The following is a 16,786-nucleotide window of genomic DNA, read 5'->3' as shown; positions in this document are numbered from 1 at the left end:
GAGACGCACCCCCATGACCGAAGACGCCGCCACCCCGCCGCGCCGCCCGCTGGACGACCTGCTGCTGTACCGGCTGTCGCGCCTGCTCGCGGTGGCGGGCAGCATGGTGATCCGGCTGTGCGAGGGCCGCTTCGGCATCACGCGGCGCGAGTGGCGGCTGATCGCGGTGCTGGCGAGCCGGGGCGAGCTGGGCTCGTCGCAGCTGGCCGAGCATGCGCAGCTCGACCGGGCGCGCACCTCGAAGGCGGTGGGCTCGCTGGTGGCCAAGCGGCTGGTGTCGCGCACGGCGCTGGCGGGCGACCGGCGGCAGGTGCGGCTGGGCCTCACGGCGACGGGGCAGGCGCTGTACGACGAACTCTTTCCGCTGGTGACGCGCATCAACGCCGAGCTGATGGGCACGCTCGACGCGGACGATGCCGCGCGCTTCGACGACGCGCTGCTCCGGCTGCAGGCGCAGGCCGAAACGATGGTCGCGCAGGCGGTGCTGCCCAAGGCCGACCGGGGGCGCCATGCGGCGGCTGCTGCTGCGGCGGCTGCAGGCCAGGGAAAGAAGAACAGCACGGCGCGCAGCGGCAAGGCCGTCAGTCCACCTTCATCCCGGTCGCCTTGACGATGCGGCCGTAGCGCGCCTGCGCCGTGGCCAGGCGCGTGGCGGCGGCATCGGTTTCGGCCAGCGGCACCATGTCGAGCGAGGCCAGGCGGCTCTTGAGTTCGGGCATGGCCAGCGCCTTGTGCAGCGCCTGGCGCAGGGTCTGCATCACGGGCTCGGGCGTGGCGGCCGGCACCATGGCGAGGTAGAGCACTTCGAACTCCAGCTCTTTCAGGCCCAGCTCGCCCACGGTGGGCACCTCGGGCAGCAGCGGCGCGCGCTGGCGGCCGGTGACGGCCAGGGCGCGCAGCTTGCCGCCCTGGATCTGCGGCAGCACGCCGGGCGTGGCGACGATGCCGGCCTGCACCTCGTTGCCGAGCATGGCCATTACGGCCGGGGCGTTGCCCTTGTAGGGCACGTGCACGATCTTCGCGCCCGTGGCGCTCGCGAAGATCTCCGCGGCAATGTGGCCCGGGCTGCCGTTGCCGGCCGAGCTGAAGGTGGCGGGCTCGGCCTTGGCCTTGGCCTGCGCGATGAAGTCGGACAGCGTCTTCGCCTTCACCGAGGCGGCGGTGGTGAAGCTCAGGCCCGACGAGCTGAAGATCATCAGCGGCTTGAGGTCCTTCACCGCGAAGGGCATCGAGGCGTACAGGTGCGGGTTGACGGTGAAGGTGCTGTCGATGCCCAGCAGCACGGTGTAGCCGTCGGCCGGGCTCTTGGCCACGGCGTCGGCGCCGATGTTGCCGCCCGCGCCGGGGCGGTTGTCGACCACGAAGGGCTGCTTCAGGTCTTTCTGCAGCGCATCGGCCAGCGCGCGCCCGAGGATGTCGATGGGGCCGCCGGCCGGGAAGTTGACGAGGAACTTCACGGGCTTGGCGGGGTAGCTCCCCTGGGCCTGCGCGGCCGGTGTGGCGAGGCCGAGGGCCAGCGCGGCGCAGGCGGCGGCGAGCGTGAGGCGGCGGCGCGCGCCGAAGATTGAAGAGGAAGGCTTCGAGGAAAAGGTCGTGGTCATGGGCTGCTTTGTCTGTCTCCGTATTCACGGCACTCTAGAAGGCTGCGCGGCGCGGCACAACTGAAGTCTCTTCCGCCAGCTATTCCCTCTGGTTATATTTGAAAGCACATCGCCCCAATGGCTTCGAGGAGAACCGCATGTCAGCCATGAACTTTGAGCGCCTGAAGATGCGCCACCTGCAATGCCTGGTCATGGTGGCGCAGGAGCGCAACCTGGTGCGCGCGGCCGAGGCGCTGTCGCTCACGCAGCCGGCGGTGTCGAAGACGGTGGCCGAGCTCGAAGAGATCGTGGGCCGCCAGTTGCTGCTGCGCCGCCGCCGCGGCGTGGAGCTCACGCCGGCCGCCGAGGTGCTGGTGCGCCATGCGGTGTCGGCGCTGCGCGGCCTGCGCGAAGGCCTGGGCCTGGCCATGGACCAGCCCGAGGCCGACCAGCTGCGCGTGGCGGTCGGCGCCTTGCCCAACATGGCGGCGCACCTGCTGCCCGAGGCGGTCGCGCGGCTGCATGCGGCGCACCCGGCGATGCGCGTGCGCGTGGTGAGCGGCACCAACGCGCAGCTCATGACGCAGCTGCGCCAGGGCGAGATCGACCTCGTGCTCGGCCGGTTGGCGCAGGCCTCGGCCATGGCCGACCTGGCCTTCGAGCAGCTGTACAGCGAGGTGCTGCTGCTGGTGGTGCGCCCCGGCCATCCGCTGGCGTCGCGGCGCAAGCCCACGCTCGACGCGCTGGCCGCCTACCCGCTGGTGCTGCCGGTGTCGGGCACGCTGATCCGGCACACGGCCGACGCCTTCCTCATCGCGCAGGGGCTGGCGCTGCCGGCGCGGCTGGTGGAAGCCACCGACACCAGCTTTGCCGTGGGCCTGCTGCAGCGCTCCGACGCGGTGTGGTTTGCGCCGCAGGGCGCGGTGGAAGGCTTCGTGGCACGCGGCGAACTCAAGCGCGTGGCCATCGACACGGCGAGCACCGAAGGCCCGGTGGGCGTGACCGTGCGGCGCGGCAGCGAGACGGGCGAGGGCGCGCGCCTGCTGCTGGACACCATCCGGGGCATCGCGGCCACGCGCGCTGCCTGAAGGGTTTCTTCAGGCTTCCTTCAGAATAGATCGAGTGCTCGGTCTAATAATTCGGGCATGACCGAATTCCGCGAGAACCACCGTGCGCAAAGTTGACCCCGAACGCCAGCAGGCCAAGCGCCGCCAGATCCTGGAGGCCGCGGGCGACTGCTTTGCGCGGCGCGGCTTTCATGCCACCACCACCGCCGAGATCTGCGCCGCCGCGGGCATGAGCCCGGGCAATCTCTTTCACTACTTTCCCAGCAAGAACGCGATCATCGAGGCCCTGGCCGAAGAGGAGTGGCGCGACACGGCCGCGTACTTCGCCGCGATCGACGACGACCCGGCCGACCCGCTGGAGGTGGTGCTGTCGTTCCTCGACGTGGTGATGGTCTTTGCCTCCGACCGCAGCTACTCGCGGCTGGCACTGGAGGTGGCCGCCGAGACCCTGCGCAACCCGGTGGTCTGCGCCAGCGTGGCCGCGGGCGACACCGAAATGCGCGACGGCCTCGCGGCCCTGCTGCGCAAGGCCGCGGCGCGCGGCCAGATCGACCCCGAGCTCGACCCCGTGCAATCGGCCAACTGGATCGCCGCGCTCATCGACGGCGTGTTCTCGCGCCTGGCGCTCGACACGGGCTTCGACCCCGCGCGCGAGGCACCGATGCTGCGGCGCGTGGTGGGCCGCTTTCTCGCCAAGCCGGGGCGGGGCGCATGAACCCGACCCCTGTGGCAGTCGAGCGCCAGTCGCTCGTCGATGCATTGCGCGGCTTTGCGCTCTTGGGCATCCTGGTCGTGAACATCGCGGCCTTTGCCTCGCCGTACTACGGCCAGCCGCTGCCCGACCCGATGATGCGTTCGGGGCTGGACCGCGTGGCGGCCTTTGCCGTTGCATTCCTGTTCGAGACCAAGTTCTACCTGCTGTTCTCGTTCCTGTTCGGCTACAGCTTCACGCTGCAGATGCAGTCGGCGCAGCGCAGCGGCAAGCCCTTCGTGCCGCGCCTGGCGCGCCGGCTGGTGGCGCTGTGGTGCATCGGCGCGTTGCATGCGGTGCTGCTGTTCCATGGCGACATCCTCACGACCTACGCGGTGCTCGGCGCCGTGCTGCTGGCGCTGCGCCACCAGAGCGACGCGGTGCTGGCGCGCTGGGCGCTGCGGCTGGTGCTGGCGACCGCGCTGGTGTGGGGCGCCATCGGCATGCTCGCGATGCTGGGCGGCCCGGCGACCGAAGACGTTCTTCGCACCGCGAGGGCCGATGCGGCCTCGGCGCTCGCGGCCTACCGGGGTACGGCCGCGACGGTCATCCGCCAGCACCTGCGCGAGCTGTCGCAGGTGTGGATCGTGCTCGGGCTGGTGCAGGCACCGATGGCGCTGGCGATGTTCTTCGCGGGCGTCATCGAGGGCCGCCGCAACTTGTTCGCGCGGGCCGAGCGCTACCGGCCGCTGTTCAAGCGGCTGCTGGTGCCCGGGCTGGTGCTGGGGCTGCCGGGCGCGGCCGTGTATGCGTGGACCGCGTCCGTCGTGCCGGGCTCGCGCTGGGACGTGCTGGGCCTGGCGGTCGGCGTCTTCACCTCGCCGCTGCTCACGGCGACGTATGTGGGCGCGATGATGCTGCTGTTCCAGTCGCGCTGGGGCGGCCGGCTGGCGCAGGCGCTCGCACCGGCGGGGCGCATGGCGCTGTCGAACTACCTGCTGCAGTCGGCGGTGTGCGCGTGGCTCTTCCTGGCGTACGGGCTGCGGCTCATCGGCGAGCTCGGGCCGTTCATGAGCCTCATGGTCGCCTTCGGCATCTTCGGCGCGCAGATGCTGGTCAGCCGCTGGTGGCTGGCACGCTTTGCGTACGGCCCGGTGGAGTGGGTGCTGCGCGCCTTCACCAACCTCGAGTGGCCCGCCCTGCGGCGTATGCAACGGTCACGTTGAGCGACGAGAATGCCCTCGTTCCAACGAGGAGGATGCGCCGATGAGTTCCATGGAAGACGTGTGGGCCTACCGCGAGGAGACGCTCTACCCGCGCCTGTTCGGCCCCGAGCGCACCGGCATCTACGTGCTGGACTTCGACGACTTCAAGGCGCTGGGCGCCGAAGACGTCGATCCGCGCTGGCTGCACCTGGGCGTGTTCGAGTTCGCGCCCACGCCCGTGCGCAACACCTGGCTGTACGTGACCTCGGGCGGCTCCACGCCCTGGGAAACGGAGCCGGCCGACTACGACCCCGAGGACTATTCGTGGATCGGGTCCGAGCTGGTCATCGAAGTGCCGTCGCAGCCGCAGGACCAGTGGGCCATCAAGCTCCTGCGTCGCCTGCTCGCCTACAACGTGCTGCTCGCGCACTCGCACTTCGGCGAAGACAAACAGCCCTTCGACTACGGCGACCGCATTCCCGTCGGCGAGGCGATCCGCGAGAAGGGCACCGTGGCCCTGCGCCATGTGGTGCTGATGGAGCCGAAGCACTACCCCGCGGCGGCGCAGCTCGATTCGGGCCGCTTCGACTTTTTGCACCTCGTCGGCATCAACGATTCCGAACGCGACTGGGCCAAGGCCCACAGCTCCGAGGCGCTGCTGCGTTTGCTCGAAGTGCATGGCGGTGCGCCCGTGACCGACGCGCGGCGCAAGGCGGTCGTTTGAGCCGCGCGAAAGGCGGGGCCGCCGCCGGCGGTGCCGAGCGTTCGCACGGGCGAGCGCTCGAGTTGGCCGAGTCGCTCGGCGCGATGGGCCCCATCGAGGTCAAGCGCTTCTTCGGCGGCTTCGGCCTCGTGCAGGCCGGCGTGCAGTTCGCCTTCGTGATGAAGGGCACGCTGTACCTGCGCGTGGACGACGCCACCCGGCCGGAATTCGAGCGCCTGGGCGCGGTGCCGTTCTCGTACGCGACCAGCGCCTCGACCGTGAAGGTCGCGAGCTACTACGAAGCGCCGGTCGACGCGCTCGAAGACCCGCACGCCTTGCGCGACTGGGCGACCAAGGCGCTGGCGAGCGCGCTGGGTGCGCGCAAGCCCGCGCGCCGCAAACCGGCCAGTTGATTCGTCAACGCGACAACAGCGTCGACAGCTGAAACACCGCAAAGCCCAGCAGCAACGCGCCCGACAGCTTGTTGATGCCCTGCAGCACGCGCGCGCCGAGCTTGTGCCGCACCATCGACACGATGCTCGACAGCCCCAGCCACCACAGCGCCGAGCCGAGGAACACGCCCATCACCATCGTGAGCGCCGCACCGCTGCCGCTGCCCACATGGCCGCTGCCGAGCGAGGCGAACACCGCGACGAACGACAGGATCGTCATCGGGTTGGCCAGCGTGAGCACGAACACCGACAGCAGCGCCTTCACAGGCGTGGCCGCGTCTTCTGCCGCGCGAGCCTGCGTGGCCGCCGGCGCGCGCAGCAACTGCACGCCCATCCACGCGAGAAAGGCCGCGCCGCCGAGCGCCAGCGGCACGCGCGCCGCGACCATCGTCGACACCACGGCCGACACGCCGAACGCACCGATGGCGCCATAGCAGGCATCGGCCAGCGCGGCACCCAGGCCGCTGAGAAAACCGATGGTGCGGCCATGCGCGAGCGTGCGCTGGATGCACAACAGGCCGATGGGGCCGACCGGTGCGGCGATCGAGAGCCCGATGACGAGGGCCTTGAGAAAGAGAGCGAAGTCCATGCCATCGATTGTTCGGCGAGGCCTGCATGGCGAGAATGGCGAAATTCAGGCGCGCGGCATGCCTTGCCTGAAATCGGAAGCGAAATTCTCAATCGGGCCTGAAATCCATGGAAATCGACGCCAAGAACTGGCAGATCCTCGACGTGCTGCAGCAGGACGCGCGCACCTCGCTCACGGCGCTCGCGCGGCAGGTGGCGCTGTCGGTGCCTTCCACCTCCGAGCGCGTGAAGCGCCTCGAAGAGGCCGGCGTCATCGAGGGCTACCGCGCCGTGGTGCCACCGCGCAAGGCGGGCTACACCGTCACCGCGCTGGTCGGCATCACCACCGCGCAACCCGACAAGGCCCGGCTGCTGAAGCTGCTCGGCAGCCGGCGCGAAGTGCTCGAGTGCTTTCACGTCACGGGGCAGGACTCGTACGTGCTGAAGGTGGTCGCGCGCGACATCGAGCACCTCGAGGCCTTCGTGAGCAGCATCAACCACCTGGGCGAAACGCGCACCTCGATCGTGATGTCGGTGCCGATCGCGGCGCGCGCGGTGGCGGCGCCGGCGGGCACCGTGCCCGACTGAGGCTCGCTTCTCTCGCCCCAAAAAAATGGTCCGCACCAGGGCGGACCGAATGGACCCGCCTGACGGGCTCCTGGAGAAACGGAACATCCGCGGGCGCAGGGCCGCCCGCGGTCATTCACTCACTTGCTTGCTTCTTTGCGCGTGACAGTCTTCCCTGATCAGAACGAGTGGCGCAGCCCGACGTCGTAGCCCGTCGAGGTCTTGGGCACGAACACCCCGGTGTTCACGAAGGCAGGGCCGCCGACCGTGAGCGCCGCGCCGTTCTTGTTGCTGATGCGCGCGACGGTGGCGTACAGGGCGGTGCGCTTGGACAGGTTGTGGATGTAGCCGATGGCCAGCTTGTTGGCCTTGGGGTCGGCGACCGACGGCGTGAACGGCAGGTTGACGGTGTTGAGGTCGTACTTGACCTGCGAGTACGAGGCGCGGATCAGGCCCGGGCCGACCGGCGCGGTCACGCCGATCAGGTAGCCCGTGAGGTCGACGTCCGGCGCGCCGCCGACCAGCGGCGTGACCGCGTAATCGCGCGTCTTCTTGATTCTCGACAATTCGCCGAACAGCTTGACCACGCCGAAATCGTAGGAGCTGCCGAGATTGAAGGTCTTGACGTTGTCGGTGGTGCCTGCATAGAAATTGTCGGCCGCCGTGCTGTTGCCATACGACACGGCCACGTCGAACGGGCCATTGGCATAACCGACACGACCGCCCAGATAACGGCCTGCGCGCGATGCGGCCGAATTGCCCGAATTGAGCGCGCCCGCCGCATTGACGCCGGGCGGCATGGCTGTGCCGGGGTCGTATTTGGTGTTTTCATGCAGCGCGTACATGAATTGGCCATAAAAGCCGCCGAGGTTCTTCGGCAGGAAATAACCGATTGAATTGCTGGCGCGGTTGTAATTGAGGTCGCCGCCGAAGCCGCCCGAGCCGCCGCCGGCATTCGTGTTGGCGGCGGTGAAGATCAGGCTGCGGCCCACGCCGACGATGCCGAAGGGGTCGAACACGATGTCGTTCCAGGCCGTCGGCACGTAGTCGCGGCCCAGGCGCAGTTCACCGAAACCGCCCGACAGGCTGACCGTGGAACGGCGCTGGAAGGTGGTGATGCCGGTCTTGCCGTCGTCGGGGCTGATCGGCGCCTCGAGCCAGAAGCTGGCCGCGAGCCCGCCGCCCAGGTCCTCGGTGCCGCGAAAACCCAGCCGGCTCGTGGAATAGCCGCCCGAGCTCAGCGCGGTCTGGCTCGCGGTGCGCGTGCCCTGGTTCACGTAGAACGGGTTGAACAGCGTGGCGCCGTTCATGTCCTGCGATTTGGACGAGTAATTGCTGATGCCCGTGTCCACCACGCCAAACAGCGTGACGGAAGACTGCGCATTGGCGAACCCGACACCGAACAGTGCGGCGGCCGTGAGGAATTGTCTTTTCATTGTTGCCCTTGAATTGAATATGAAATTCATCGCTCCCACGCACCGCGTTGGAGCTCCGGTTCGGCGTGCGGAAATAAATTCAATTGATTTCTTCTGCCTTCCGCATGGTTCATGCGTCTGGGCAAATCATATCGATCGATTGCGACAGGAAAAGACCGAAACCGCCTTTTTCAATTACGTTTTCCGTGCAGCCGGGTTACGAATTGGAAAGCTCCGTTTGCCGCTTGCAGAGAATTGATGAATTGGTCTTCATCCTGTCGTTTTTGTAATTGAACCGTTCGCGCGGCGACGGTCCGAATTTCTAGCGTGTCGGCATGGCGAAGCAAAACCGCCATCGCCGAAGCGGGTGGTCCTCTTCGGCGTTCAACGAAGGAGATGACACATGACGAACAGGAAGATGGCCTTTGCGCTGGCAGCGGTGGCCGCCGCAGCGCTCCCGCTGGTGGCCGGCGCGCAAACCAGCCAGCAGCACGTCGAGGGGCCGGCGCATTTCGCGGCGACCGAAGCCGGCATCAAGGAGCACCCTGAAAACGCCGGCCCGGGCAAGACCGACGCCCAGGTGGTGGCCGAACTGCGCGCCGCGCAGCAAAGCCCCGAGTGGGCCGGCGTGCTGCGCTGGGGCGCCCCGATCCCCGTGAAGGCCACGCAACCCCGCACGCGCGCGGAGGTGGTGGCCGAGCTGGAGCGCGCGCAGTCGCAACCGGGCTGGGAGCGCGCCTCGCGGTTGGGCGCGCCGATGGTGCTGCCTGCGGCGGCGCCTGCGCGGTAGGGGAGAAGAAAGTCGGCGGCGGGAGCTTCAGCCCGCCGTCGCGCCCTGCATCACCGCCGGCTGCCCCATCGCCGGATCGTTGCCCTCGAAGCGCATCTTCGGCAGGAACTGCGGGTACTCGCGCTGCATGAAGTCGATGACGCCTTCGCGCACGTGGCAGCGCAGGTCGAAGGCCAGGCCGGAGGTGGCGGCGGTGCAGAGCACGCGGACCTGCATGGTGCGTTCGGTGGCGTCGGTCACGCGCAGGTTGAAGAAGCGGCCGTCCCACTCGGGCGCGGCCTTCACGAGGCGCTCGACCTCGGCGCGCAGCGGCGCCAGCGGCGTGCCGTAGTCCAGGTAGAAGAAGACCGAGCCGAGCAGTTCGGCCGAGTGGCGGGTCCAGTTCTGGAACGGCTTCTCGATGAAGTAGGTGAGCGGCAAGATGAGGCGCCGGTCGTCCCAGATGCGCACGACCACGAAGGTGCCGGTGATTTCCTCGACCCGGCCCCATTCGCCCTCGACCACGAGCACGTCGTCGATGCGGATCGGCTGCGACAGCGCGATCTGCAGGCCGGCGATGAGGTTGCTGAAGACGGGCTTGGCCGCAAGACCCGCCACGATGCCGATCACGCCGGCCGAGGCCAGCAGGCTGGCGCCGACCTGGCGCGCGCCCGGGAAGGTCATGAGCATCATGGCGCCGCCGGCCACGACGACGACCGACATGGCGGTGCGTGCGAGCACGCGGGTCTGCGTGAGCACGCGGCGCGCCTGCAGGTTGTCGGAGATGTCCGAAGGGTGCTGCGCGAGCACGCCGTCGGCAAAGCCGCTGATGGCCTTGAGCACGAACCAGGTGCTGGCCGCGATGAGCAGCAGTCCCGTGAGATGCCGCACGCTGCCGATGAAGCGCAGGTCGTCCGGCGCCGCCTGCCACACCATCATGAGCGCCGCCAGCGGCAGCACCAGCCGCGCGGGGGCGGTGCAGTTGAGCACCATCGCATGCACGGCGGGCGCCGGGCGGGTGATCCGCCTGAGGACCATGCCCCCGATGCGGTGGGCGAGAAGGGCGAGGGGCGCGGCGATCAGGGCGGCAATCCAGGTGCCGAACCAGGGGTGTGCGAGGAGCTCTTGGGTCATCAGGCGGGGGTGGTCTTTGCTTCTGGGGTGTTGTCGTTCAGTGGTTGAAGAATGCGCGCTGCGTCGTCGCGCAGCTGCGTGGCGAGCGCCGTGGCCAGGTCGAGCCGGCGCACCAGCCAGGGGCTGATGTCGTTGTCGAACGGGTCAGGCAGTGGAATGGGGCCGCCGACGGTGGTGGCACCCGTGCTCTCGGGGTGAGAGGGCCCTGCGATCGGAATGGTTCCCAGGGCGGCCTCGATGCGTTGCGCAGTGCGCACGAGCGGGCCTTCGATGTCGCCCGGCGTGAGGCGGTCGCGCCGCAGCACGAGCATCGACTTCACGGCACTGAGCTGCGCGAGCAGCTGGTAGCTGTGGGCCTGCAGATGCTCGAGCGGTTCGAGCGGCGGCTGCACGGCGCGCGGTTCGGAGAGCGAACGCTGCGTGGCCTGCACCAGCGCCGAGAGGCTGTCGTAGGCCTCGCGGCGCGCGAGCCGCCATTCGAGCTCGGGGCTGCTCTGGATGGCCTGCAGCTGGCCCAGCCCGAGCGCGAGCCGCGCATGGCGTGCCTGCGCGGTGAGCACGCGCGCCACCAGCGCCGGAATCTGCGTGCGCTCCCACGAGGGCAGCACGTAGCAGAAGCCCCAGGCCAGCGCGGCGCCGATGAGCGTGTCGGCGATGCGCTCGAACAGCGCAAAGATGGGCGCGGTGCCGGTGTTCAGCATGTGGGCCTGCAGCAGGCCCAGCACGGTGGCGGCCACGGCGGTGACGAGGTAGCGCCGCACCGCGAAGCTGTGGGCAATGGCCTGCGCGATGGTCACGGTCACCAGCAGCATCAGCGGCGACGGGTGCGCCGACAGCAGGCCCACCGCGAGCACGCAGCCCAGCAGCGTGCCGGCGACGCGGCTGTTGCGCCGCTCCAGCGTCTGCGAGAGGCTGCCGCGCAGCACGACCACGATGGTCAGCAAGATCCAGTAATCGTGCGAACCCCAGGGCATCGACACGGCGATGCCGTAGCCGGCCGCGATGGCCAGCGCCGCGCGAATGGCGTGGCGCAGCGGCGGCGCGTCCCAGCGCCACAGCGCGAGGAAGGGGCGCAGCGACCAGTCGGTCGGGCTCACGAAGAGCTGCCAGTTGGCGCGCACCACGGCCAGGTTGGGCTCGGCGTCGCCGCGCGCCATGGCCGCCAGGCGCAGCACCTCGTCGTTGATGTGGCCGATGCGGCTGGCCAGCCCGCGCGCGAGCATGGCGGCCGACGGGCCCATCTGGCCGTGCGTGTCCTCGTCGTCCGCCGTCACGTGGATGGCGGCCAGGCGCGGCCGGCGGTCGGCCACGGCGGCGGGGTGGCGGCGCATGAGCAGCGCATCGGCCAGGCCGGTCGTTTCGTCGGCCAGCTCTTCGAGGATGCGGCGCATCTCGACCAGCGCCTGCGCGTGCGACGGATGGGCGCGCAGGGCGTCGAGGTCGAGCTCGCTGGCGAGCAGCTGGTCGCGCATCTCGAGCACGATGACGAGCATGCCGGCCAGGCGCTGGCGGCGCGGCGTGCGCGGCGACTCGAGCACGATGTCGCGTGTGGCCTGCAGCTGGTCGGCCAGCGCGGCCTGCTCGCGCAGCAGCTGGCCCAGCAGCGAGGCGGGGGTGTCGCGGATGTCGCGGGTTTCGTCCTGCGGCGTGAACTGGCTGGCCTCGGTGCGCATGAGCGCGGCCAGCGAAAACAGCACGTCGGCGATCGACTGGGTGCGAAAGCGCCCGTTGAGCAGCAGGTTGGCCAGCGTGGCCCACACCACGTACAGGCCGGCGCCCAGGCCGAACTCGGTGGTGCGCGCGATGGCGTCGGACAGCCCGGCGGGGGCTGGCGTGGCCATGGAGAAGACCATCGAGAACATCACCGCGATGGCGATGGGAATGCCGCGCTTGCCCCAGGCCATGGCCACGAAGGCCATGAAGGTGGCGGGCACCAGCAGCAGCCCGAGGCGGATCGGTGCGCCGTGCAGCATCTGCACCGCGAAGAACAGCGGCAGGCCGATGAGCGGCGCCGGCAGCATCTGCAAAAACTTGCCGCGGCGCGGGCCGGGCAGGTCGGGCGGCGCCGTGACGATCACGCCGGTGGCGGCGGCCGAGGCGGCCAGGGTGCCCAGCCACAGGTGCACCCCGCCCGAAATCACGAGCAGGCCGAGCGCGACGGTGAGCCCGCTCGCGACGTAGTGGCTCAGCGCAATGCGCAACGCCGCACGAACCCGCGCGGCGGCGCCCGGCCCCGTCATCACTTGGCGGAGGCGTCGCCCTCGGCGGGCGCCTCGCGCTTGATGCGGGTGAGCTTGCGCGGGGCGGCCGGCGCGGCGGGGGCTGCGGCGGCCGGGGCTTCGGCGCTGCCGTCGAGCGGGGCGGCCGTGGCTTCGGTCACGGTGCTGCGGGCGTACAGGTCGACCGAGGCGTCGGCGGGGCTCGACTTGGTCGAGGCCGACACGGCGCGCACGCGGTCGCTGGCGCGCAGCTTGTCGTCCACGTTGGCGAACTTGGAGTACTTGGCGAGCAGCGGCACCAGCTGGCCGTACACGCGCGGGGCGCCGGCCAGGCATTCACGCTGGTCGAGGAACTCGGGCTCACCGGTGAAGTTGCCGATGAGGCCGCCGGCCTCGGTCACCAGCAGCGAGCCGGCGGCCACGTCCCAGGGGTTCAGGCCGGTCTCGAAGAAGCCGTCGGTGAAGCCCGCGGCCACGTAGGCCAGGTCGAGCGCGGCGGCGCCGGGGCGGCGCAGGCCGGCCATGCGGGGCATCATGTCCGCCATGATGGCTAGGTACTGCTTGAAGTTGTCGCCGGTGCGGAACGGGAAGCCGGTGGAAATGAGGCACTCGCTGAGCTTCACGCGCTTGGACACGCGGATGCGGCGCTCGTTCATGTAGGCGCCGCGGCCCTTGGTGGCCGTGAACAGGTCGTTGCGCGAAGGGTCGAAGACGACCGCCTGCTCGATCTTGCCGCGCACCGACAGCGCGATCGACACGCAGTAGACCGGAAAGCCGTGGATGAAATTGGTGGTGCCGTCGAGCGGATCGATGATCCAGACGAATTCGGAGTCCTTGGCGCCGTATTCGGTGCCCGATTCTTCGGCCAGGATGCCGTGCCCCGGGTACGCGCCCAGCAAGGTCTCGATGATGACCTTCTCGCTGGCGTGATCGACTTCGGTGACGAAGTCGTTGACCTGCTTCTGGGAGATGCGCACGGCCTCGACGTCGAGGGCGGCGCGATTGATGATGGCGCCGGCGGCGCGTGCGGCCTTGACGGCCACATTGAGCATGGGATGCAGGTTGGGGGACGACATTCTGGATTGTGAGAAGAACGGGTGGGAGAGGTCCCCAAGAATGCAATCTGGGCGACCCTGCGGTCCGGCGATGCGGGCGGCGAGAATCGGGCATTTTACCGGCTCAGCCCGTTTGTGTCTTCCCCACCCGTCATGCGCACCCGTTTCATCCTCATCCAGACCAGCCACGCCGGCAATGTGGGCGCTGCCGCCCGCGCCATGAAGACCATGGGTTTCGACGACCTGGTGCTGGTCGCGCCGCGCTGGGCCAACGTGCTGCGGCGCGAGGAAACCATCCAGCGCGCCAGCGGCGCCCTGGACGTGCTGAACAACGCCCGCATCGTCGAAACGCTCGATGAAGCCCTCGACGGCGTGACCCACCTGTGCGCCACGGCCATGATCCCGCGCGACTTCGGCCCGCCCACGCGCACGCCGCGCGAGCACCTGGAGCCGCTGGCCACGCAGGGCGACCAGCACGTGGCCTTCCTGTTCGGCTCCGAGCGCTTCGGCATGCGCAACGAGGACGTCTACCGCTGCAACGTGGCCCTGAGCATCCCGACCGACCCGAAGTTCGGCTCGCTGAACCTCGGCGCGGCGATCCAGGTGGTGGCCTACGAATGGCGCCTGGCGCTGGGCGGCTACGGCGTGCGCGAGGCCATCGCGCCAGTGCAGGCGGCCGACGCGCAGGCCGTGGCCGGCATGCTCGACCACTGGGAGCGCTCGCTGGTGGACATCGGCTTTCTCGACCCGGCGGCGCCCAAGAAGCTCATGCCGCGGCTGCAGCAGCTGTTCAACCGCGCGCAGCCCACGCCCGAGGAAATCCACATCCTGCGCGGCATTGCCAAGGCCATGAGCGACGCCACCCGCGAGCCGCGCGGCAGCTGAGCCGTCACAAAACCCCATCGCGCGTAAGCGAAGACGCCCGGCTTTAGACTGCCCGGCCCCTATCGATATAACGACAACAAAGGCAGCGATGTTCTCTCGACTGCGCGCCGACATCCGGTGCATCCTCGAACGCGACCCGGCCGCCCGCAGCGCCTGGGAAGTGATCACGGTCTACCCCGGCTTCCATGCCGTGGTGCTGCATCGCTGGGCGCACGCCTGTTGGACCCACGGTTTCAAGTGGCCGGCCCGCTTCATCGCGCACTGCGCGCGCGCGTTCACGGGCATCGAGATCCACCCGGCCGCCAAGATCGGCGAACGCGTGTTCTTCGACCACGCCATGGGCGTGGTGGTCGGCGAAACCGCCGAGATCGGCGACGGCTGCACCATCTACCAGGGCGTGACGCTGGGCGGCACCTCGCTCTACAAGGGCACCAAGCGCCATCCGACGCTGGGCAAGAACGTGGTGGTGAGCGCGGGCGCCAAGGTGCTGGGCGGCTTCGTCGTCGGCGACGGCGCCAAGATCGGCTCCAACGCGGTGGTCATCAAGCCGGTGCCGGCCGGGGCGACCGCGGTGGGCATTCCGGCGCGCATCATCCCGTCAAAAGAGGGTGAGAGCGCCGACGTGGCCGCGCCGCAGAAGTTCTCGGCCTACGGCATCACGCAGGACGACGACCCGCTGAGCCAGGCCATGCGCGGCCTGATCGACAACGCCTCGAGCCAGGAGCACCAGATCGCGCTCCTGTGGCAGGCCATCGAGAAGCTGTCGGCGCAGCCGGGCACCAAGGACTGCGTGCCGGGCGACGCAGCGCGCGGCGAGTCGTTCGAGGCCGACAAGCTGACGCAGCTGATCGGCAAGTAGAAGCGGGGCAGAGGGCGCTGTCGCCGTTCAGGCGGGCGACGCCCTGTCTCGCCGCAGGTTGTCTTCCAGCTGGTCGAGCGCGTCGCCGTGGTCCAGCGCCCAGCCATAGAGCGCGCGCAAGGGCTCGACGAAGACCTCGCCCAGCGGCGTCAAGGCGTACTCCACGCGCGGCGGCACGACCTGGAACACCTCGCGGTGGACCAGGCCGCCTGCCTCCACCTCGCGCAGGGTCAGGGTCAGCATCTTCTTGGAGATACCCGGCAGGGCGCGCTCCAGCTGCCCGGTGCGCATCGCGCCGTGGCTGAGGGCGTACAGCACCATGGACGTCCACTTGCCGTTCAGGACGTAGTGGATGCGCCGCTGCGCACAGTCCTCGCGCAGGACGAACGGCGTGTCGCCGGGCGGCGCCGCGACGCGCGGGGTGCGAGCCGCGCGGTTCATCCGGTTCTTCATGGTCACTTTTTTATCCCTATCGCACTTTTAAGTCACTACTTCCGGGTTGGTGACGTGAAATCTACCATTCCTGTTTTCGTTGCGAGGCATGGTGCCCGCCACACGACAGGAGCAGATTTTCATGAAAGCAGCCGTCATCCGATCCTTCGGCGACCCCGACCAGATTCAACTCGAAGAGGTCGCCACGCCGGCACCGGGACCGGGCGAAGTCCTGGTCAAGGTGCTGGCCATCGGCGTCAACCGACTGGATCACTATGTGCGCCTGGGGCAGATCGCCCCGGTCCTGCCGTTCCCGCACATCCTGGGTTCGGATGCGGTGGGCGAGGTCGCCGCCCTGGGCGCTGGCGCTTCACGCTTCGCGGTGGGCGAGCGCGTGATCGCCATGCCCGGCTACCCGACCGACCCCGCGCAGTGGGACACCCGCCCGGTCACGGCGGCCGCCAGCTACGCGATTCCCGGCATCCACATGCCGGGCACCTATGCCCAGTACATCGTGGTGCCGGAGCACTGGCTGCTGCGCGACACCACCGGCCTGCCGGCCGAGCAGATGGCCGCACTGCCGGTCTCGTTGCTGATCGCGATCCGCGCGGTGCAGGTCGTCGGCGAGGTCAAGGCCGGCGACCGGGTGCTGGTGCATGCCGGCGCGTCGAGCACCGGCATGATGAGCATTCAGGTGGCCCGCGCGCTGGGTGCGCGCGTCGTCACCACGGTGCAGAACGCGGCCTCCGCCGACCTGGCCGTGCGCCTGGGCGCCGAGCTGGCGATCGACACCGGCACGCAGGACTTCGTCGAGCCCGTGCGCGCCTGGAGCGGCGGGCAGGGTGTCGATGTCGCGATCGACAACCTCGGCGGCGATGTGCTGTCTCGGACCCTCGAGGCCGTGAAGCTCATGGGCATCGTGGTGGCGATGGGGTTCATGGCGGGCACCGACGTGCGCTTCGACATCCGGCGTTTCTTCTTCGCGCAGCAGCAGCTGCGCGGCACGCTGGTGGGCGACATCGAGGACTTCGCCGCCTGGCTCGACGCGATACGGCAGGGCCGGGTCCGTGCGCAGATCGACAGCGTGCTGCCACTCTCGCAGGCCGCCGAGGCGCACCGGCGCATCGCCGCCAACGAGGCGCGGGGCAGCATCGTGCTGCAGCCCTGGGCGAGCTGAAGCAGGGCG

The 16,786-nt window shown here is 69.4% G+C and carries 18 protein-coding genes; 11 read left to right on the top strand and 7 right to left on the bottom strand.

The annotated features are described in order from the left end of the window. Positions 1-13: 13 nt before the first annotated feature. Complete coding sequence (locus AC57B8_RS05090) at positions 14-610, top strand: MarR family winged helix-turn-helix transcriptional regulator (RefSeq protein ID WP_496478861.1); 597 nt, start codon at positions 14-16, stop codon at positions 608-610. On the opposite strand, the gene AC57B8_RS05085 is transcribed toward AC57B8_RS05090, so the two are convergent. Beyond that, positions 582-1,601: a Bug family tripartite tricarboxylate transporter substrate binding protein gene (locus AC57B8_RS05085; RefSeq protein ID WP_496478860.1), complete on the bottom strand. Its 1,020-nt coding sequence runs from the start codon at positions 1,599-1,601 to the stop codon at positions 582-584. The genes AC57B8_RS05090 and AC57B8_RS05085 overlap by 29 nt on opposite strands. A gap of 137 nt (positions 1,602-1,738) precedes the next feature. Between AC57B8_RS05085 and pcaQ the strand changes: the two genes are divergently transcribed. From pcaQ to AC57B8_RS05060, 5 genes are all read left to right on the top strand, one after another. Beyond that, on the top strand, positions 1,739-2,668 hold the full coding sequence (gene pcaQ, locus AC57B8_RS05080) for a pca operon transcription factor PcaQ (protein ID WP_062479169.1): 930 nt from the start codon (positions 1,739-1,741) through the stop codon (positions 2,666-2,668). A gap of 82 nt (positions 2,669-2,750) precedes the next feature. Further along, the gene (locus tag AC57B8_RS05075) at positions 2,751-3,362 is read left to right on the top strand and encodes a TetR/AcrR family transcriptional regulator (RefSeq protein ID WP_307638635.1); all 612 of its coding nucleotides are present in this window, start codon (positions 2,751-2,753) and stop codon (positions 3,360-3,362) included. Next, on the top strand, positions 3,359-4,564 hold the full coding sequence (locus tag AC57B8_RS05070) for a DUF418 domain-containing protein (protein WP_496478859.1): 1,206 nt from the start codon (positions 3,359-3,361) through the stop codon (positions 4,562-4,564). The genes AC57B8_RS05075 and AC57B8_RS05070 overlap by 4 nt, the downstream gene beginning before the upstream one ends. Before the next feature lie 40 nt (positions 4,565-4,604). Next, positions 4,605-5,267: a suppressor of fused domain protein gene (locus tag AC57B8_RS05065; RefSeq protein WP_496478858.1), complete on the top strand. Its 663-nt coding sequence runs from the start codon at positions 4,605-4,607 to the stop codon at positions 5,265-5,267. Positions 5,268-5,350: 83 nt separating this feature from the next. Further along, entirely contained in the window at positions 5,351-5,659 is a 309-nt protein-coding gene (locus AC57B8_RS05060) for a TfoX/Sxy family protein (protein ID WP_082818228.1), read from the top strand. Between the two features lie 4 nt (positions 5,660-5,663). On the opposite strand, the gene AC57B8_RS05055 is transcribed toward AC57B8_RS05060, so the two are convergent. After that, positions 5,664-6,287: a LysE/ArgO family amino acid transporter gene (locus AC57B8_RS05055; RefSeq protein ID WP_159270978.1), complete on the bottom strand. Its 624-nt coding sequence runs from the start codon at positions 6,285-6,287 to the stop codon at positions 5,664-5,666. Between the two features lie 107 nt (positions 6,288-6,394). Between AC57B8_RS05055 and AC57B8_RS05050 the strand changes: the two genes are divergently transcribed. Next, the gene (locus AC57B8_RS05050; protein WP_062479155.1) at positions 6,395-6,853 is read left to right on the top strand and encodes an Lrp/AsnC family transcriptional regulator; all 459 of its coding nucleotides are present in this window, start codon (positions 6,395-6,397) and stop codon (positions 6,851-6,853) included. A 158-nt stretch (positions 6,854-7,011) separates the two neighbouring features. Here the strand turns inward: AC57B8_RS05050 and AC57B8_RS05045 are convergent, their stop codons facing one another. Next, complete coding sequence (locus tag AC57B8_RS05045) at positions 7,012-8,268, bottom strand: porin (RefSeq protein ID WP_496478857.1); 1,257 nt, start codon at positions 8,266-8,268, stop codon at positions 7,012-7,014. A 382-nt stretch (positions 8,269-8,650) separates the two neighbouring features. Between AC57B8_RS05045 and AC57B8_RS05040 the strand changes: the two genes are divergently transcribed. Beyond that, positions 8,651-9,037, top strand: coding sequence for a DUF4148 domain-containing protein (locus AC57B8_RS05040; protein WP_159270981.1), 387 nt, complete (start codon positions 8,651-8,653; stop codon positions 9,035-9,037). 27 nt (positions 9,038-9,064) lie between these two features. Here AC57B8_RS05040 and AC57B8_RS05035 read toward each other — a convergent pair whose 3' ends face one another. Genes AC57B8_RS05035 through AC57B8_RS05025 form a run of 3 tightly spaced genes read right to left on the bottom strand, consistent with a single transcriptional unit; the run spans position 9,065 to position 13,445 of the window. Beyond that, positions 9,065-10,150 (bottom strand): mechanosensitive ion channel family protein, encoded by a 1,086-nt coding sequence (locus AC57B8_RS05035; protein ID WP_095746116.1) that lies wholly within the window; start codon positions 10,148-10,150, stop codon positions 9,065-9,067. Next, a complete protein-coding gene (locus AC57B8_RS05030; RefSeq protein ID WP_095949132.1) occupies positions 10,150-12,390 on the bottom strand; it encodes an FUSC family protein in 2,241 nt (746 codons plus the stop codon). Before AC57B8_RS05030 ends, AC57B8_RS05035 begins: the two co-directional genes overlap by 1 nt. Next, the gene (locus AC57B8_RS05025; RefSeq protein ID WP_307693475.1) at positions 12,390-13,445 is read right to left on the bottom strand and encodes an inositol monophosphatase family protein; all 1,056 of its coding nucleotides are present in this window, start codon (positions 13,443-13,445) and stop codon (positions 12,390-12,392) included. The genes AC57B8_RS05030 and AC57B8_RS05025 overlap by 1 nt, the downstream gene beginning before the upstream one ends. A gap of 132 nt (positions 13,446-13,577) precedes the next feature. Between AC57B8_RS05025 and AC57B8_RS05020 the strand changes: the two genes are divergently transcribed. Together AC57B8_RS05020 and cysE are read left to right on the top strand one after the other, a co-directional pair. After that, the gene (locus AC57B8_RS05020) at positions 13,578-14,309 is read left to right on the top strand and encodes a TrmJ/YjtD family RNA methyltransferase (RefSeq protein WP_495271630.1); all 732 of its coding nucleotides are present in this window, start codon (positions 13,578-13,580) and stop codon (positions 14,307-14,309) included. A gap of 67 nt (positions 14,310-14,376) precedes the next feature. Beyond that, complete coding sequence (gene cysE, locus AC57B8_RS05015) at positions 14,377-15,168, top strand: serine O-acetyltransferase (protein WP_223301446.1); 792 nt, start codon at positions 14,377-14,379, stop codon at positions 15,166-15,168. 27 nt (positions 15,169-15,195) lie between these two features. On the opposite strand, the gene AC57B8_RS05010 is transcribed toward cysE, so the two are convergent. Then, the gene (locus AC57B8_RS05010) at positions 15,196-15,621 is read right to left on the bottom strand and encodes a winged helix-turn-helix transcriptional regulator (protein ID WP_496479113.1); all 426 of its coding nucleotides are present in this window, start codon (positions 15,619-15,621) and stop codon (positions 15,196-15,198) included. 121 nt (positions 15,622-15,742) lie between these two features. Between AC57B8_RS05010 and AC57B8_RS05005 the strand changes: the two genes are divergently transcribed. Then, positions 15,743-16,777, top strand: a complete 1,035-nt coding sequence (locus tag AC57B8_RS05005; RefSeq protein ID WP_496478856.1) for a quinone oxidoreductase family protein — start codon at positions 15,743-15,745, stop codon at positions 16,775-16,777. The last annotated feature ends 9 nt before the right edge of the window (positions 16,778-16,786 follow it).

The sequence above is a fragment of the Variovorax sp. BGA-UO-ETr-C22 genome (assembly GCF_059567965.1).
The sequence above is the reverse complement of the archived record's forward strand: the minus strand, read 5'-3'. Positions and strand labels throughout refer to the sequence as shown.

Coding starts and splice junctions, on each gene's coding strand:
- AC57B8_RS05020 (WP_495271630.1), top strand. CDS start 13,578: ATGCGCACCCGTTTCATCCTCATCCAGACCAGCCACGCCGGCAATGTG.
- AC57B8_RS05060 (WP_082818228.1), top strand. CDS start 5,351: ATGGGCCCCATCGAGGTCAAGCGCTTCTTCGGCGGCTTCGGCCTCGTG.
- AC57B8_RS05045 (WP_496478857.1), bottom strand. CDS start 8,268: ATGAAAAGACAATTCCTCACGGCCGCCGCACTGTTCGGTGTCGGGTTC.
- AC57B8_RS05055 (WP_159270978.1), bottom strand. CDS start 6,287: ATGGACTTCGCTCTCTTTCTCAAGGCCCTCGTCATCGGGCTCTCGATC.
- AC57B8_RS05005 (WP_496478856.1), top strand. CDS start 15,743: ATGAAAGCAGCCGTCATCCGATCCTTCGGCGACCCCGACCAGATTCAA.
- pcaQ (WP_062479169.1), top strand. CDS start 1,739: ATGTCAGCCATGAACTTTGAGCGCCTGAAGATGCGCCACCTGCAATGC.
- AC57B8_RS05070 (WP_496478859.1), top strand. CDS start 3,359: ATGAACCCGACCCCTGTGGCAGTCGAGCGCCAGTCGCTCGTCGATGCA.
- AC57B8_RS05050 (WP_062479155.1), top strand. CDS start 6,395: ATGGAAATCGACGCCAAGAACTGGCAGATCCTCGACGTGCTGCAGCAG.
- AC57B8_RS05030 (WP_095949132.1), bottom strand. CDS start 12,390: ATGACGGGGCCGGGCGCCGCCGCGCGGGTTCGTGCGGCGTTGCGCATT.
- AC57B8_RS05035 (WP_095746116.1), bottom strand. CDS start 10,150: ATGACCCAAGAGCTCCTCGCACACCCCTGGTTCGGCACCTGGATTGCC.
- AC57B8_RS05025 (WP_307693475.1), bottom strand. CDS start 13,445: ATGTCGTCCCCCAACCTGCATCCCATGCTCAATGTGGCCGTCAAGGCC.
- AC57B8_RS05065 (WP_496478858.1), top strand. CDS start 4,605: ATGAGTTCCATGGAAGACGTGTGGGCCTACCGCGAGGAGACGCTCTAC.
- AC57B8_RS05085 (WP_496478860.1), bottom strand. CDS start 1,601: ATGACCACGACCTTTTCCTCGAAGCCTTCCTCTTCAATCTTCGGCGCG.
- AC57B8_RS05040 (WP_159270981.1), top strand. CDS start 8,651: ATGACGAACAGGAAGATGGCCTTTGCGCTGGCAGCGGTGGCCGCCGCA.
- AC57B8_RS05010 (WP_496479113.1), bottom strand. CDS start 15,621: ATGAAGAACCGGATGAACCGCGCGGCTCGCACCCCGCGCGTCGCGGCG.
- AC57B8_RS05090 (WP_496478861.1), top strand. CDS start 14: ATGACCGAAGACGCCGCCACCCCGCCGCGCCGCCCGCTGGACGACCTG.